Below are 15,438 nucleotides of genomic sequence, written 5' to 3' on the forward strand. Positions count from 1 at the left end.
AGCCGGCGGCCGTTGCGCCGGTGAAGGCTGCGGAGCCGGCCGCGTCCGGTGGTGGTGACTGGGACGAGCCGGCGGCCGTTGCGCCGGTGAAGGCTGCGGAGCCGGCCGCGTCCGGTGGTGGTGACTGGGACGAGCCGGCGGCCGTTGCGCCGGTGAAGGCTGCGGAGCCGGCCGCGTCCGGCGCGGGTGACTGGGACGAGCTGGCCGCGGTGCCTGTCGTCGATTCGAGCGACGAGGCAGCGGCAGAGCCCGCACCCGAGCCGGATTCGGGCACAACCGAGTTCGGCCCGGGCTCGGCCCCCGCGAGCGAGGACGGCTCGGCCCCGACGGGTCACCCGATCAAGGGCAACGTCGACTCCATGTTGTTCCACACGCAGGAGTCACCGGCATACGGGCGCACTCGCGCCGAGGTCTGGTTCGCGGACGAAAACTCCGCCCGCGCTGCCGGATTCCAGAGCTGGGACGCCAACCGCCAGGACTGAGGGGACACAGGAATGCACGAGTCCGAACTGTGCGCCGGTTCGCCGGCACAAACCGGACTCGTGCCGGTTGACAGTCCCCGACCCGATCCGACCCCGACGCGGTCAGTCGCCGAACGCGTGACGCGCCAACACCCGGCTGGCCTCGAAGCGGCGACCCAGCAGCGCCCCGGGCAGCTGGGTCGCGGCGTGCGCACGTGAGGTCAGCCGGGCCCGCGCGGCTCGTTCCGCACGGGTCCAACCGAGCTTGCGACACTGTCGCGCCGCGATCGCGAAATAAGCCCGCTCGCCCTCGAAACGGCTGCCGTCGACCAGCTTGACCGACGACGCGCTGGCCCGGTGCCGCCGGTAGTGGAAGCACACCGTGGGCTCGAGCAGCAGCAGCCGCCCGCGGCATACGAGGTCGATGACCAGCGCGAGGTCCAGCACGATCGGGAAGCCGTCGCGGAAGTCGACCGAGCGGATCCGGTCGGTGCGGAAGGTGAGCGACGGCCAGTAGAGCCAGTCCCCGTGCAGGAGCGACGTCACGAGCTTCTCGCCGCCGAGCAGGGTGGCCTCATCGACCCGCGGCCGGACGACCCGCCGCTTGACCTCGTCGGCGAGGGTGCGCACGACCCGGCCGTCGTCGTCGATCACCCGCACCCCGGGCTGGATGATCGCGGCCTCGGGGAAGCGGCGGTGGGCAGCGAGGACCACGTCGACGTAGCCCGGCAGCAGGATGTCGTCGCAGCCGAGCAGCATCATGACGTCCTGGGTCGCGAGCGCCACGCAGTGCCGGAAGCTCTCGGTGATCCCGCGGTTGACGTCGTGTCGCAGGTAGCGGATGCGCGGGTCGTCGAGCTCGGCGAACCACTTCGCGACGCCGGGGTCGGGATAGGCGTCGTCGACCACCGTGAGCATCCAGTCCGGATTACGTTGGGCCACAACGCTGTCGACCGTCTTGCGGAGGAGGGCCGGATCGCCCCAGAAGGGGACGAGGATGTCGAGGGCCACGCCCACAGGGTATGCCGTGTGCTCACCGCGTCGCGCCGGTCACCGCCCAGCCGTCCCCCCGGAACCGGAACCACAGTCCGACCGCCCGCAGCGCCATGAAGCCCACCCCGAACCAGACCCACAGACCCGCCAGGTCGTGGCCGAACCCGCCCGGGAGCGCCGTCCCGCCACGTGCTGCCCACAGCAGTGCCGGCACCCAGACGAGCGCCGCCGCGACCATCGCCACCGCGAGCCAGACGGTGTCGCCGGCACCCATGAGGACCCCGTCGACGACGAACACGTAGCCGGCGAGCCACTGGGTGAGGGCGATGACGACGAAGGCTCCGGCCGCCGCGTCGACGACGGACCGGTCGCTCGTGAACGCGAGCCCGATGACGGGGCTCGCTGCGAGCAGCACGACCCCCGTCACCACCCCGGCCCTGACCCCCCACCGCGTCATCGTCCGGGCGGTCCGCCGGGCGCCCTCGGTGTCGCCGCGGCCGAGCGCCGCACCGGTGAGGGCCTGTGCCGCGATGGCGAGGGCGTCGAGCGAGAAGGCCAGGAACGTCCAGACGGTCTGCGCGATCTGGTGCCCGGCCAGCGTCGCGTCGCCGTAGCGCGCGGCGGCCGCGGTCGTCACGAGGAGGACGGCGCGCAGCGCGAGGGTCCGGACCAGCAGCGGTATGCCGCCGACGGCAGCACGCATCAGTCCACCGGCGTGCAGCCGCAACCGGGCCGACGCGGCGAGCGCCTTGCGGATCACGACGACCACGAGGCCGGCCGCCATCCCCGTCTGGGCGATCACGGTCCCCCACGCGGATCCTGCGATGCCCCAATGGAGTCCGAAGACGAAGAAGAAGTTGAGGACCACGTTGAGGCCGAACCCCGCGACCGAGGCGACCAGGGGCGTCCGGGTGTCCTGCAACCCGCGCAGCACCCCGGTGACCGCCAGGACCACGAGCATCCCGGGGATGCCGGCCGCCGAGATCCGGAGGTAGGTGGCGGCCTGCTCGACCACCTCCGACGTGGCCCCGAACCGCCCGCAGAGCCAAGGCGCGGTGACCGCGACGACCACCGCGGTGACGACCCCGAGACCGACCGACAGCCAGAGGCCGTCGATCCCGGCGCTGATGGCTCCACGGGTCGAGCCGGCCCCGAGCTGTCGGGCCACGACGCTCGTCGTGCCGTAGGCCAGGAAGACGAAAACCCCCGCGGCAGTGAGAAGCACGGCAGACGCGACCCCGAGTCCGGCGAGCGGTGTCGTGCCGAGGTGACCGACGATGGCGGAGTCGGCGAGGAGGAAGAGCGGCTCGGCCACGAGGGCGAGGAAGGCCGGCACGGCCAGCCGCAGGATCTCCCGGCGCTCGAGCGTCGCCGGTGTGGAGGTCACCCGGCCGAGCCTAGACTTTTGCGACCTGATCGTCGGACCTCGCGTCCACGCCCTGACCTATCGACGATCCATGTCCCCGGGACCGTAGCGGCTCAAGAAGGTGGCCACGCCCTGAGCGGCGACTGCCTCGAGCTCGTCTTCGCTGTAGGGGTGGGCTCCGGCCTGGAGGGTGAGTCGGTTCAGCGGCGCAGCGACCACGAGCCAGGTCAGCTGCTCGGCCGCGAGGTCGGAATCGTCGATGCGGAGGAGCCCGCGTGCGGCGAGGACGTCGAGCGCCGTCGCCAGGACATGGATGTTGCGGGACCAGCTGCGCGTCACGTAGTCGGAGGCGACCTCGGGGAACCGCTGTGCTTCCGCGGCGATCAGGGTTCGCATCTGCAGGACGGGTGGGCTCAGCAGTCCGGCCTGCATGACGCGAGCGAGCACGAGCAGTCCCTCACGGGCGTCGTGGGCCTCGGAGAGGGCGGTCGCGTGCGGGCGCATCGCGTCATACCCGTGCTCGACCCAGTCCAGCACGACGGCGCAGTAGAGGGCATCCTTCGACGGGTACTCGCGGTAGAGCGACTGCTTGGAGATGTGGGCGTGGCCGGCGACGGCGTCCATGGTCGTCCCTCGGTATCCGTTGGCGATGAACGCCTGGCGAGCGATGGACAGCAGTTCCGGGAGCTCGCTCCCGCGGGGTCGGCCACGGCGAGCAGAAGTGGGGCTTGGTGACACGCTCCTACTTTAGTACTTGACAGTACAGACGTGGGCGAGCATTATCGTACTTGCCCGTACTAAATAAAATGGAGGTCCTCGTGATCGGTCTCGGAATCGCCACAGCAGCACTCGTGGCGTTCGTGCTCAGCTCGGTGTACTACGCGGCGCTGACCCCCCTGGAGCGCCGGGCGGTCGGCGAAGCAGCGCTGGACCGTGGACGACCCCAGGCGTGGAAGGTACTGACCGAGCTCCTGCGGACCGCGATCGTCGCCTCGGCATTCGCCTGGATCGCCCACCGCGCCGGTGACCTCGGCGTCAGCAACGCCATCGTGCTCGCTCTGATCCTCTGGGTCGCCTTCCCCGTCGTCCTGCTCACCGGCTCTGTGACGTGGGAGAGGGTCCACCCCGCCACCGCAGCGATGCACGCTGGCGACTGGCTGCTGAAGCTCGTGCTGATCGCGGTCATCCTGGGCCTGCTCCACTGACCGCGACCCGACGGGCAACCACCACGGCACCACCCGAAATCGACACGACGAGGACGCTGACCCATGAAGAGCACACCACCATCGACGGCAGGACCGCTCGACCACACCTTCACCGCCAGACTCACCAAGAGCCCCGCCACAGGCGGCTGGACCTATGTCGTCATGGCCGGCTCGGCCGAGTTCTTCGCGACCCGCGGTCTCGTCAAGGTGAGCGGGACCATCGACGCCCACCCGTTCCGCAGCTCCTTCATGGCCCTCGGTGACGGGACGCACAAGCTCCCGGTCAACGCCACCATCCGGCGCCACCTCGGCAAGCAGGCCGGCGACACCGTCGAGGTCCACCTCGACGAACGGCTGAGCTAGAACTGCCCTGTCACCCCGTGAGGACCAGCCGGCCCCAGTCGGCGCGGGTGACAGCGTTGTTCGAGGTGCGCTTCGGGTTGTTGCTCACCATGTCGCGCAACGACCCCCGTGCCGACCCGCTGGAGACCGCGTCGCTGACGTTGAGGTTGATCCCGAAGGCCTGGTCGGCGGCGACCGAGGAGACCCGCAGCATCGTCCAGGGGATGGCCGCCTCGATCACGTAGCCACCGTCGACCTTGCCCACCACGCTTGCCGCCCCCTTGAGCGTCGGGCCCGAGGCGAAGACGGCACCCCTCGCGACGTTGATCGCACCGATGGTCCGGCCGTCCTGCGTCGGACCCATGAGCACGTGCAGGTCGGTGGGTTGCAGCGCCGCGGTCGAGGTGATGTCCGGCGGCCCGAACTCGAAGCTCACGGCGTCGCCGTTGAAGAGCTGGCTGGGCTGGGCCTCGTGGGTCTGCGTGATGGTCGGGTCGGTCACGAGGACGAGGAGATAGAGCGCCGTGTCGTCCCACCGCAGCGACCACCGTGCGTGGACGCTGGCCGTCGCGCCCGCCGGTGCCACGACGACGTCGGAGCTGTATGCCGGGACGCCGGCCCAGTCGGACGCCCTGCCGTCGATGGTGGGCGGCGTCGTGGTGAAGGCGGCCTCGAGGTCGGTGCCGCTGCGCAGCTGGACTCCGCCTGCGCCTCCGCCGTTGTCGTTCTGGGACGACCGGCCGTAGATGCCCAGCCCGACGGCGGTCCCGACGAAGAGGACGAGGAGCCCCGCCACCCATGTCGCGGCCGTGTGCCGCTTCCGAGGTGGAGTCGGGGTCGGCTGCTGCGCGCGCGCTGGTGACCAGGCCGGCTGTGGGTTCGGCGACCAGGCCGGTGCCGGGGCCGGCGCGGCATACGTCGCCGGCGACTGCTGCCAGGTCGTTTCGAGGTCCGGACGACGGGTGACGACCTGGGTGGGGACGGTGGGAGGCGGCCCGCGGACCGGCATCGGTTGCGTCGCACGTGTCGGTGCTGTGATCGGCGCGGTGGGCACCACGGGTGGCGCCTGCGTCTCGACCGGGGCCGCGACGATGTTCTCGAACACCTGGCCGTCCTTCGAGCGCAGGAAGAGCACCGGCGTGGCCCACTCGGCCTGGTATCCCGACAGCAGGGCCTTCCGGGCGCTGGTCACGGCCTGGTCGACGGGCAGACCGTCGGACAGCGACCCGTAGAACTCGCCGGTGAAGGTCACCGCCGCCCCGTCGCTGATGGGGAACTGCATCGCGACGACGGCTGTCGCGTCCTGCTGGACGAGGCCCTGCGCCATCCCGCTGAACGGGTCGAGCGTGTCGACGCGCGCGGACCGGCAGGCGTTCAGCAGGACGAGCCGCAGCGGGTCGTGGTCGCGCACGTGGGGCCCGAGGGTCCGCGCGGTGACCGGGGTGCTGCGGCCGTACTTGTCGGTGAAGAAGAGCACGCCGTCCTGCTGGCGTTCGTCGTAGTCGCCGTGCCCGACGAAGTGCAGGACGTGGACATCGTGCTGCCGCAACCAGGTCCCCAGCTCGGGGAGGGTCGCGGCGGGCAACCGGTCGAGCACCACGAGGCCCGCGTCGATCTTCGGCCCGAGGGCATCGTGCACCTTGGCCCACTCGGCCTCGACGTCGAGCTCCGGCAGGTCGGTCGGCGAGGAGATGATCATCAGGATGCGCAGCGCCCCGTCGACGACGAGGGGTCGCGGCGACTGGGGGACGTCGAGGAAGCGCACGACCGGGGTCTTCTCCGACTGGGCGATGAAGGCGTTGTTCCGCCGGTCGTAGAGCAGTTCCCACGGCAGGCCCGCGAGGCTGGGCGCATCGTCGAGCCGGAGCCGCAGGCGCAGGCCGTCACCGGCGGCCTGCGCGGCGTCGATGCTGCGCGACCACGCGAGCATGAGGTCCTCGGGGAAGACCGACTCGAAGAGCGGGCCGCCGAGGTCCATCGTCGCCTGCACCTGCGGGTCGGCGGCTCCGCGCCGCGTCCCGGATCGGCCGGGGTCGAGGCGCAGCAGGAGGTTCTCGAGCTGCGTGCTCTCCCAGGGCAGCCGGAACCGCGCCGTCGGCGACTCCCCGAGCGGGCAGCCGGTCACCCGCACCTGGAACATGCCGTCCGCCTCGGCCTCCACGAGGAGGTCGAAGTTCTGGTAAGTGCGCGAGGCCATGAGCTGGACACCTTTCGCAACGTCCGTGGATACAACAGGATGGAGCCGCGAGTTCGGCCGATGATACTGCCGGGCACCGGCGGCTGTCCGGTGTTCCTGTCCGGTGCTTCGTATCAGCCCGCGCCGGACCGCCTCCCCATGGAGGTGGACCTCATGACGGACGTCGACGGCTGGAGCGACCTGGCCGATACGGTGCTGACCGGTCCGACGATGGCCGGAGCCGGCGGATCGCTTCTCGACGTGCTCGTGCGGCTGGGCCTCGAACCCGTCGAGCGCGACGAGCTGCATCGCGCGGTCTCGCGTCGGCAGGACCCGGCCGGACTGCTGCTGGCCGCGTTGGTCACACGCGCTGCGGGCCCGACCACCAGCCCGTATGCCGCCGTCCCCGCCGCCGACACGACCGACACGGCCATGGACGCAGCGATCGCCCTGGCCGCGACCCTGCTCGGCCGTCCCGACTCCGAGCTCGCGGGCGCACTCGGAACCACCGATCTGATGGTGCTGGCTGCGCTTCCGGCCGACCGGGCGGGCCAGCTCCTCGTCGATCTCGTGACCCGGGTGGCCGGGCTTCCGTCGCCGGCACGTGACGCGGCGGGGTCGGCGCTCCTCGCCCTGGTGGGACGGCTCGACCTGTCCCGGATCCCCGTGTCCCGGATCATCCAGGCGGGAATCCCGTTGCCGCACCTGACTGCTGCGATTCTGGCGGGCGCCGCCGTCAACCGTCTGGTGAGCGGATCGGCCGAGGCGCTGAACCGCGGCGTCGACCCGGCAGGGCTGCTGGCGATCCTCGACGAGGCCTCTCGGCTTCGGGTGCCGGGGCCGGACGCCGGGCCCGTGACTGCCGAGCCGGATACTGCCGAGCCGGATGCTGCCGAGCCGGATGCTGTTGACGAGGCCACGTTCGACGCGGACGAGGACGGCGGTGACAGCGGCGGCGGCACCACCTGGCGGGGACCGATCGAGCACCGCGACGAGCCAGGCACTGCGCCTTCCCCGTCGCCGCAGACCGCCCCTCCACCGGGTCGGACGGCCTACCCACGCCTCGACGTCGACTCGCACCAGCCCCGGCCCGAAGTCGTCGTCATCGACGCCCCCTTCGACGTCGTCGTCGGGCTGCAGCCGCGCAAGGACCTCGGGCTCACCGCGACGGGGCGGATGACCTTCACCGCCGGCGAGATCGTCGACCTCGACCTCGTCCTCGTCTACGACCCGAGCTCGCTACGGCCCCAGCTCGATTCGCGCGCCCACATCTCCTCGACCGATGCCGACCCCTACCCCGTGGCCACGCTCTCCTTCACCGCGCTCTACGGCGAGGACCTCCCACCGCAGCGCCGCATCGGGGTGCACGTGCTGCGGGGCGGCAAGGTCGTCGCGGTCGCCTGGCGGACCGTCGTGGCCGTGGACTCGGCCGCGGACGTCGCCGGCGCCCCGGTGCCCGCGTCGCGCGAGCCCGACCTGCTCGACCTCACACCGATCGTCGACGAGGACATGCCCGACCTCGTCCTCACCGTCTTCCGGGCCGACGCCGCCGACGGGTCGAGGTTCGTCTGGACGGCCTATCCCGCGGCCTCGGGCGTCACGGTGCCCGACGCCCCGAATGCCTCACAGCTCGACGCCGACGCCACCGGCTTCGCGGCCGAGATCCGCCGGACCATCCAGTTCTCCCAGGGCCCGCAGAGTGACTACCTCGAGCTCGCCGGCCGCGCGCGACGGATCGGCCGCGCGATCCCGGACGGCATCCAGGCCGCCATCCACGCCGTCGTCGGCGACCCCGCGCGACAGACCGCGCCGACCATCCTGCTGCTGACCGAGGAGCTGTCGGTGCCGTGGGAGCTCGCCGCCGTCACCCCCTCGCTGCAGACGCCGTGGGGCGGCACGTCGCCGTTCCTCGGTGCCCACGCGGCGATCGGGCGCTGGCCGCTGTCGGAGCACAAGCCGCGTCCCACTCCCCGCACGAGCGTCCCGGTGACCCGCAGCGCCGTCATCACCGCCGACTACACCGGTGTCACCGGGTGGGGCAAGCTCGACAGCGCGCTCGCCGAGGCCGCCGAGGTGGGTGCCCTCTTCGCGCCGGCCTCCGACCAGATCCGGCCGTCGCTGACCTCGGTCATCGCGTTGCTGCGGGGAGACCCCGCCGTCGACCTCGTCCACGTCGCCCTCCACGGGCAGTTCGACGCGCAGGGTGGTCAGGAGGGGTTGGTCCTGCTCAGCGACGTCCCGCCCGCCCCGGCCGGGGGCACGGCCCCGCCGCCCAAGCCGTTGTTCCTCACCCCTGCGCAGGTGGAGGTCGGCAACCTCGCGGCCGGGCCGTTCGTCTTCCTCAACGCCTGCCAGGTCGGAGCCGACAAGCGGGTCCTCGGCGACTACGGCGGCCTCGCGTCGACGCTGCTGCGGATCGGGGCGGCGGCGGTCGTCGCCCCCCTCTGGAACGTCGACGACGCCGTCGCCGCCGCCATCGCCCGCGACTTCTATGCCGCGACCTGGACGCCGGCGACGGGAGCGGTCGGCGTGGGCGAAGCGGTCCGCAGGATCCGGGCCACCTACACCGAGGCTGCCGTCAGGTCCGCCGCCCCCGGCATCGGCGCCACCCTCGTCGCCTTCCAGGTGCTCGGGCACCCGGCTCTGCGCCTCTCCCGAGGCTGAGTCCCCCGTCATACCAACCGTTCTCGCCCCATCCCCACCCACCCGAGTCACCGAGGAGTCCGCCCGTCATGGCCGAAGACCTGCGCCCAGAAGGCATCCCCGTCTACGTCGACAACGTCGTCATCACCACGCCCGGCCTCAGCGGCCGTGTCGAGGTGCACCAGGCCGGGTCCGACGGCATGCGCGGGGCGGAGGACTCGACCGAGCAGTTCCGCCAGGCGCTGGCCGACGCCGGGATGTCGGAGCAGCTGACCGTCGAGATCTCCGGCCAGTCCGAGCTCGACGGCAACGGCGGCAGTCGCGGCGGCGGTGGGGGCGACGAGATCGTCCTCGAGACACCGGCCCCGGGCGACGGCAACGGCCAGGTCCTCCTGTATGCCGCCGAGGACGGCTCGTTGTCGTGGCACCTGCCCGACTCGGTCCCGACCGACCAGGTTGCGACCCGAGGTGGGGAACGGCGGACCTACCGGCTCCCGCGACAGGTCGTCATCGCCGAGCAGGGCGCCGACGGGACCGGCCAGCGGGGAGTCCTCGGAGCGCTGGGCACCAAGCTGTTCAAGCTGCTCGTCTTCCCGCTCATCGACCCCGTCCTGGGCAAGGTCGGCGACTACTTCGCGGGCAGGTGGGAGCAGGAGTACCGCCGCAACCAGGTCCGGTGGTTCGCCCCGGACGGCTACCGGTCGGCGACCGCGGCGGCGTTCGGGGCCGACGACTGGACGACGCTGCGCGGTGGTGCCGCGCTGCTCTTCGTCCACGGCACCTTCTCGCAGGCCCACTCGGCCTACGGGGCCATCTCGCCGGACGTCATGGCCGCGCTCCACGAGCGTTACGACGGAAGGGTGTTCGCGGTCGACCACTTCACGGTGTCGGCGACGCCGCACGATAACGTCGGGTGGCTCGCGGACCAGATCGCGGCTGGTGAACCGCTCGTCCTCGACGTCGTGACGCACTCGCGCGGCGGTCTGGTCGGCCGGGCGCTCGCCGAACGGGCGGTGGAGCTCGGTTTCGCCGACAAGCTCACGGTGCGCACGCTGGTCATGGTGGCCTCGCCCAACGCCGGGACGGTGCTCGCCGACAAGGACCACCTGTCGGCGCTGCTCGACCGGGTCACCGACCTCGTGTAGTTCGTGCCGGACAACGGGGTCACCGACGTGGTCGGGATGGTGCTGGCGATCCTCAAGCAGCTGACCATCGGGGCCTTCGGCGGGCTGGAGGGCATCATGTCGATGAACCCCGCGGGGCCCTACCTCGCGGCCTTCAACGAGACGCCGGGCAGCACGGCGGTCTATCGGGCGATGGCGTCGAACTACGAGCCGGTGAAGGGGTCGTCGCTCGCCCGGATCGCGCGTGACGCCGGCACGGACCTGATCTTCGCGGCCCTGAAGAACGACCTCGTGGTCCCGACCGAAGGGGCCTACACGGTCGCCGGCGCGACCGGCTTCCCGATCGCCGATCCCTACGTCTTCCCCGACTCGGCCGGCGTCGACCACGGGGGCTACTTCTCCCGACCGGAGTTCGGCGAGCAGCTGCTGGCCTGGCTGCCGGCGAAGGCCTGAGCTGATGTTGACGCGCCAACGGCAGACCAGGGCGCGGAGGCGTTGTCGCGTCAACGTGAGCGCGGTAGGTTGACCGGGTGAAGTCGAAGAAGGCGCCGAAGAAGGCGAAGGGCTCCAAGGGGTCGAAGGGGTCGAAGGCGTCGGAGAAGTCCACGGCATCGGATGAGTCCACGGCGTCCGCCGTTCCGGAACCCGTCCCGGCCGTGCCCCTGGACGACGACGAGATGCGGTTGTGGCAGTCCTGGAAGGTCGCGACCGAGCGGGTGGGCGGCGTGGTCCAGGAGGACATCAGGGCGGAAACCGGCCTGTCCGACCCGGACGTCGCGGTCCTCACGAGCGTCGCCGAGACCGGTGGCGGCTCGATGCGCCAGAGCGAGCTCGTCGCCGTCCTCGACTGGCACCGCAGCCGGCTGTCCCACCAGCTGACCCGGATGGAGGGCCGGGGTCTGGTGACACGGACCCCTGCCGGTGACGGGGTCGCGGTGGGCCTGACACCGGCCGGAGCCGCCGCCGCCTCGAGCGCCCGCCCGGTGCACGACCGGGCCGTCCGCGCCCACCTCATCGCGCGCCTTCCGCCCCGCGACCGTCGGCGGCTCCTCGCGATCCTCGACGCGCTCGGAGGCTCCGGCACAGACGTCGTCACGTGATGAGAACTGCACGCAGTCCTGGAGCGAGCCCTGCACAGGAGTGGTCACGGGATGAGCACGGCACACCCAGCCCGGCACGCCCGACCCTGAGTCAACCGAGGTGCTGAGTCAACCGAGGTGCTTCAGGGCCTCCCGCCGCGACAACGCGGACAGCCCGCCCTCGTGCCTCCCGACGAACGCCCGCACCCAGCCGGGATGCGTCCGCGCCGCATCCCGCAGCGCCCACCCGATCGCCTTGCGGATGAAGAAGTCCCGGTCGGCGAGGTTCGGCCCGATCGTGGCCGCGAGCAGGTCGAGGTCGACGCGCTCCCCCCGCCCGACCTGGCCGATGATCGCCGAGCGACGCACCCACAGGTGCTCGTCCTCCGCCCACTCCCGCATCCGCAGCCCCTCGACCTGCGGCTCCTTCTCGAGCACCTCCAGCACGAGGTGGGTGGCGATCTCGTCGACGACGTCCCACCACGCCCCGGTCTCGATCAGGTGGCGCCACAGCGCCATCGCGTCGCCGTCGACCCACCCGCGGTAGTGCCGGTGCCGCGCGAGGGCGATCGCGGCATACCACTCCTCGCGGTGGGTGACCTCGTCCCACAGCGCCCGGATCGTCGCCTCCCACGCCGGCCGGTCGAGCCGGTGACCCGGGTCGTCGAGCACCGGACGCACGGTTGCCCGCAGGACGGGAGCGGTGAGCCCCCAGTAGGGGAGCGACGACTTCATGTAGGCCTGCTGCCCCGTCGCGCGCGCAGGGTCGGCGGCCGCGGACAGGGTGGCCCGTAGGCTGTCGACGAGGTCGCGGTTGACCGACACGGCACGAGCCTAGGGTCACGCACTGACGCCCCACCGACACCAACCGGGACCCGACCGACACCCGACCGACCCGCCCGAGGGCGAGCACGCGAGCAGGCACCGATGACGAACCGACAGACCCTGGCGCTGGTCGCGGTCGTCGCCCTCGCTGCCGTCCTCCTCGTGCTGCGTTCTCCCGTCGGCGGTGACCCGTCACCCCAGACGCCGACGATCGCCGCGGGTGGCCAGTGCCTCGGATTCGCGCCGACCGGGGACGGGCTCGCCGACCGGGCCCTGCTCGACCGGGCCCTCGCGACCTGGGTGGCCGGGTCCGGCGTGCCGCTCCACGCCGTCTGCGCGATCAACGCCGGGTCGGTCGACGGCGAGACCTACGTGACGATGGTGACCACGACGCGGTTCGCCACCTACGTCGAGCGCACCGGCACCCGGCAGGGCCTGCTGAGCACCACCGGCGACCTCGCCGACCCGGGTCCCCGCTTCACCCTCCCGGCCCTCCCGGTCGGCGCCGGCCGCTGGCAGCTGTCCCGGGACGCCCGGTCGGCCGCGGTCCACGTCGGCGCCCCCGGTCGCCCGCAGCAGGTCGCGCGCATCCCCGACGGGCAGGCGGTCGTCCCCGTCCAGGACCTCGTCGACGCCTACTCCGCGGCATACCCCGGCGTCCTGCCGCACCTCCTGCTCCTGCTGCAGTCCGGCCCGACCCTCTACGCCGCGGTCGGTGGCAGCCCGTATGCCGCCTCGACCGACCTCGTCTTCCCCGTCGCGCTCGCGGGCGGCGCGCTCGGCCGCACGGAGTACGACACCCTCCTCGCCTCACCCTCGGGGGTCCCGCTGCTCAGCCAGGCGGTCGGTTTCACACCGGTGGGCCGGCAGGTCCCCCAACGGATCTCGCGCTCGCTCTTACTCGTCGGCAGCGCGACGGCGCCCGCCGGCCCGGTCCTCGTCGTGCGTCAGCACCCCGAGGCGGACCCCACCCAGCCGGAGGCCGTCTCGATCGTCCAGCTCAGCAACACCGGCGCCGACGTCCAGCCGATCGGGATCGTGCCGGCCGTGTCGGTGGTGCCGGCGGGGGGCGGCTGGTCGGGGGGCGTGTGGCTGAGACCCGTAGCCGAGGGCGACCGCGACCCTGGGACGTTCGTCGCCGTGGGTGCGCCGGCCGGCGTCCGGGACCCGCCGGTGACGCTGCGGATCACGAGCGGTGGCCGGTCGGTGACCCGCGCCGGCCCCGTCGTCGTCCTGACCGGCGCCGACCTCCCGGGTCTCAGCAGCGTCAACCACCCGCCCGTCGCGGTCACGGCGACGGGGCTGCCGGACGAGGTCCTCCCGCCCCTGACGGTGGGTCCGTAGTCGTCAGCCCGTGCGGGCGTAGCGGTCCGCCGAGCGGGCGCGGGCCTTCGCGGCCTCGACCTCGCGGTCCTTCGGCGGGGCGGCCGTCGTCAGGTGCTCGAGCAGGTGCGCCGTCGCGTGCTCGATCTCCGCGACGGCCTGGTCGATCGCTGCCTGGTTGGCCGCCGACGGCTTCTGCGTGCCGGAGACCTTGCGGACGTACTGCACCGCGGCGGCGTGCACCTCGTCGGACGTCGCCGGCGGCTCGAAGTTGTTCAGCGGGCGGATGTTGCGGCACATGCCTGCGACGGTATGCCGCGCTGGCCAGTTTGTCCGCGTCTGGGACCACGCTGCTTCGGGGTGGGAGGAAGCGGGTCCGATGGGCCCGCGGCATACCGACGCCGACACGCCCGACCCTCGGCTGTGGACAAGATTTCTTTTGCGCGATGCTTGTCCACACCCGGTGGACACGTCCGTTCCCGCACGTCGCCCCGCACAGATCCGCAACGACCGACGGGGAAAAGCTGTCGGTCATCCCCAGGTTCTCCCCACCCCGATGTGGCGTGGCGCACACGGTTTCCCCCAGGTTGTCCACAACCGCCGTTTGTCTCGGAGCGGCTGCGGTCCTAACGTGACGCACGCACCCCACGGGGGCTGGCACCCCGGTTCGGGGGGACGGGTCGCCAGCCCCGGCATCCGCACCCGGACGGCCCTGTTTTCCAGGCCTGTCGGTGCGTCATGTTGTCATGTGTGGACACCAGTTCGAACGGCGCTGGTGCAGGGTGCGAGGGTCCGCCGTCCGGGTTGTCCTTAGGTTCGGGGAGGCAGGGCGCGTGACCATCCAGGAGCTGTTTCCCGGATCGAGGGACGTGCCCGGCGACGAACGGCTGCCGCCCCAGGACGTCCCCGCCGAGCAGTCCGTCCTCGGCGGCATGCTGCTGTCGAAGGACGCCATCGCCGACTGCGTCGAGACCGTCAGGGGCCCCGACTTCTACCGGCCGGCCCACGAGTCGATCTACGACGCGATCCTCGACCTCTACGGCCGCGGCGAGCCCGCCGACGCGGTCACCGTCTCCGACGAGCTGACCAAGCGCGGCGACCTCACCCGGGTCGGTGGCCAGGCCTACATCCACCAGCTCATCGCCTCGGTCCCCACCGCCGCGAACGCCGGATACTACGCCCAGATCGTCGCCGAGCGCGCCGTCCTCCGCCGGCTCGTCGAGGCCGGCACCAAGATCGTCCAGCTCGGCTTCGCGCAGGGCGGCGGCGACGTCGAGGACATCGTCAACGCCGCCCAGGCCGAGGTGTATGCCGTGGCCGACAAGCGCGGCGGCGAGGACTACGTGATCCTCGGCGACGTGCTCGAGTCGACCGTCGACGAGATCGAGGTCGCCTCCGGCCGGTCCGGCGAGATGACCGGCGTCCCCACCGGCTTCACCGACCTCGACTCCCTCACCAACGGCCTGCACCCGGGCCAGATGATCGTCATCGCGGCCAGGCCGGCAATGGGCAAATCGACTATTGGGCTGGATATCGCCCGTTCCGCCGCGATCAAGCACAACCAGGCGGCGGTGGTCTTCTCCCTCGAGATGAGCAAGACCGAGATCACGATGCGACTGCTCTCGGCCGAGGCGAGCATCCAGCTGCAGCACATGCGCAAGGGCACGATGCGCGAGGAGGACTGGCAGCGCCTCGCCCAGACGATGGGCCGCGTCTCCGACGCGCCGCTCTTCATCGACGACTCGCCCAACATGTCGCTCATGGAGATCCGGGCCAAGTGCCGCCGGCTCAAGCAGCGCCACAACCTCAAGCTCGTCGTCATCGACTACCTGCAGCTGATGTCGTCCGGCAAGCGCGTCGAGTCCCGTCAGCAGGAGGTCTCCGAGTTCTCCCGCGCGCTC

Annotated in this window: 14 protein-coding genes and 1 pseudogene; 9 read left to right on the top strand and 6 right to left on the bottom strand. The window is 71.8% G+C overall.

Going from position 1 to position 15,438, the window contains the following annotated elements:
- Positions 1-482 (top strand): annotated as a pseudogene (locus Q0R63_RS22145) (hypothetical protein); the annotation flags it as partial.
- Between the two features lie 102 nt (positions 483-584).
- On the opposite strand, the gene Q0R63_RS22150 reads toward Q0R63_RS22145, so the two are convergent.
- The 3 genes from Q0R63_RS22150 to Q0R63_RS22160 are packed head-to-tail and all read right to left on the bottom strand — an operon-like array spanning position 585 to position 3,558.
- Entirely contained in the window at positions 585-1,472 is an 888-nt protein-coding gene (locus Q0R63_RS22150) for a glycosyltransferase (RefSeq protein ID WP_295702231.1), read from the bottom strand.
- Positions 1,473-1,494: 22 nt separating this feature from the next.
- Entirely contained in the window at positions 1,495-2,841 is a 1,347-nt protein-coding gene (locus tag Q0R63_RS22155; protein ID WP_295702233.1) for an MATE family efflux transporter, read from the bottom strand.
- A gap of 57 nt (positions 2,842-2,898) precedes the next feature.
- Positions 2,899-3,558: a TetR/AcrR family transcriptional regulator gene (locus Q0R63_RS22160; protein WP_295702236.1), complete on the bottom strand. Its 660-nt coding sequence runs from the start codon at positions 3,556-3,558 to the stop codon at positions 2,899-2,901.
- 80 nt (positions 3,559-3,638) lie between these two features.
- Here Q0R63_RS22160 and Q0R63_RS22165 point away from each other — a divergent pair, with 80 nt between their 5' ends.
- Positions 3,639-4,025 carry a DUF1761 domain-containing protein gene (locus Q0R63_RS22165; protein ID WP_295702238.1) on the top strand — a complete coding sequence of 129 codons (387 nt, stop codon included), beginning with the start codon at positions 3,639-3,641 and terminating at the stop codon, positions 4,023-4,025.
- Between the two features lie 63 nt (positions 4,026-4,088).
- A complete protein-coding gene (locus Q0R63_RS22170) occupies positions 4,089-4,388 on the top strand; it encodes a DUF1905 domain-containing protein (protein WP_295702240.1) in 300 nt (99 codons plus the stop codon).
- A gap of 10 nt (positions 4,389-4,398) precedes the next feature.
- Here Q0R63_RS22170 and Q0R63_RS22175 read toward each other — a convergent pair whose 3' ends face one another.
- The gene (locus tag Q0R63_RS22175; RefSeq protein WP_295702242.1) at positions 4,399-6,564 is read right to left on the bottom strand and encodes a CHAT domain-containing protein; all 2,166 of its coding nucleotides are present in this window, start codon (positions 6,562-6,564) and stop codon (positions 4,399-4,401) included.
- Positions 6,565-6,717: 153 nt separating this feature from the next.
- On the opposite strand from Q0R63_RS22175, the gene Q0R63_RS22180 reads away from it, so the two are divergent.
- From Q0R63_RS22180 to Q0R63_RS22195, 4 genes are all read left to right on the top strand, one after another.
- Entirely contained in the window at positions 6,718-9,207 is a 2,490-nt protein-coding gene (locus Q0R63_RS22180; RefSeq protein WP_295702244.1) for a CHAT domain-containing protein, read from the top strand.
- 68 nt (positions 9,208-9,275) lie between these two features.
- Positions 9,276-10,331: a hypothetical protein gene (locus Q0R63_RS22185; protein WP_295702247.1), complete on the top strand. Its 1,056-nt coding sequence runs from the start codon at positions 9,276-9,278 to the stop codon at positions 10,329-10,331.
- A 3-nt stretch (positions 10,332-10,334) separates the two neighbouring features.
- A complete protein-coding gene (locus Q0R63_RS22190) occupies positions 10,335-10,763 on the top strand; it encodes a hypothetical protein (protein WP_295702248.1) in 429 nt (142 codons plus the stop codon).
- Positions 10,764-10,840: 77 nt separating this feature from the next.
- Positions 10,841-11,410: a MarR family transcriptional regulator gene (locus Q0R63_RS22195; protein ID WP_295702251.1), complete on the top strand. Its 570-nt coding sequence runs from the start codon at positions 10,841-10,843 to the stop codon at positions 11,408-11,410.
- Between the two features lie 108 nt (positions 11,411-11,518).
- Here Q0R63_RS22195 and Q0R63_RS22200 read toward each other — a convergent pair whose 3' ends face one another.
- On the bottom strand, positions 11,519-12,214 hold the full coding sequence (locus Q0R63_RS22200; RefSeq protein ID WP_295702253.1) for a DNA alkylation repair protein: 696 nt from the start codon (positions 12,212-12,214) through the stop codon (positions 11,519-11,521).
- Positions 12,215-12,316: 102 nt separating this feature from the next.
- Here Q0R63_RS22200 and Q0R63_RS22205 point away from each other — a divergent pair, with 102 nt between their 5' ends.
- Positions 12,317-13,558, top strand: coding sequence for a hypothetical protein (locus Q0R63_RS22205; RefSeq protein WP_295702255.1), 1,242 nt, complete (start codon positions 12,317-12,319; stop codon positions 13,556-13,558).
- Between the two features lie 3 nt (positions 13,559-13,561).
- Here the strand turns inward: Q0R63_RS22205 and Q0R63_RS22210 are convergent, their stop codons facing one another.
- Positions 13,562-13,837, bottom strand: a complete 276-nt coding sequence (locus tag Q0R63_RS22210) for a DUF2277 domain-containing protein (RefSeq protein WP_295702257.1) — start codon at positions 13,835-13,837, stop codon at positions 13,562-13,564.
- Between the two features lie 533 nt (positions 13,838-14,370).
- On the opposite strand from Q0R63_RS22210, the gene Q0R63_RS22215 reads away from it, so the two are divergent.
- Positions 14,371-15,438, top strand: a 1,068-nt coding sequence (locus tag Q0R63_RS22215; RefSeq protein WP_295702259.1) for a DnaB-like helicase C-terminal domain-containing protein, incomplete at its 3' end; no start/stop codon positions are given.

The organism is Lapillicoccus sp., assembly GCF_025353065.1.
In the GTDB taxonomy this organism is placed as follows: Bacteria; Actinomycetota; Actinomycetes; order Actinomycetales; family Dermatophilaceae; genus Lapillicoccus.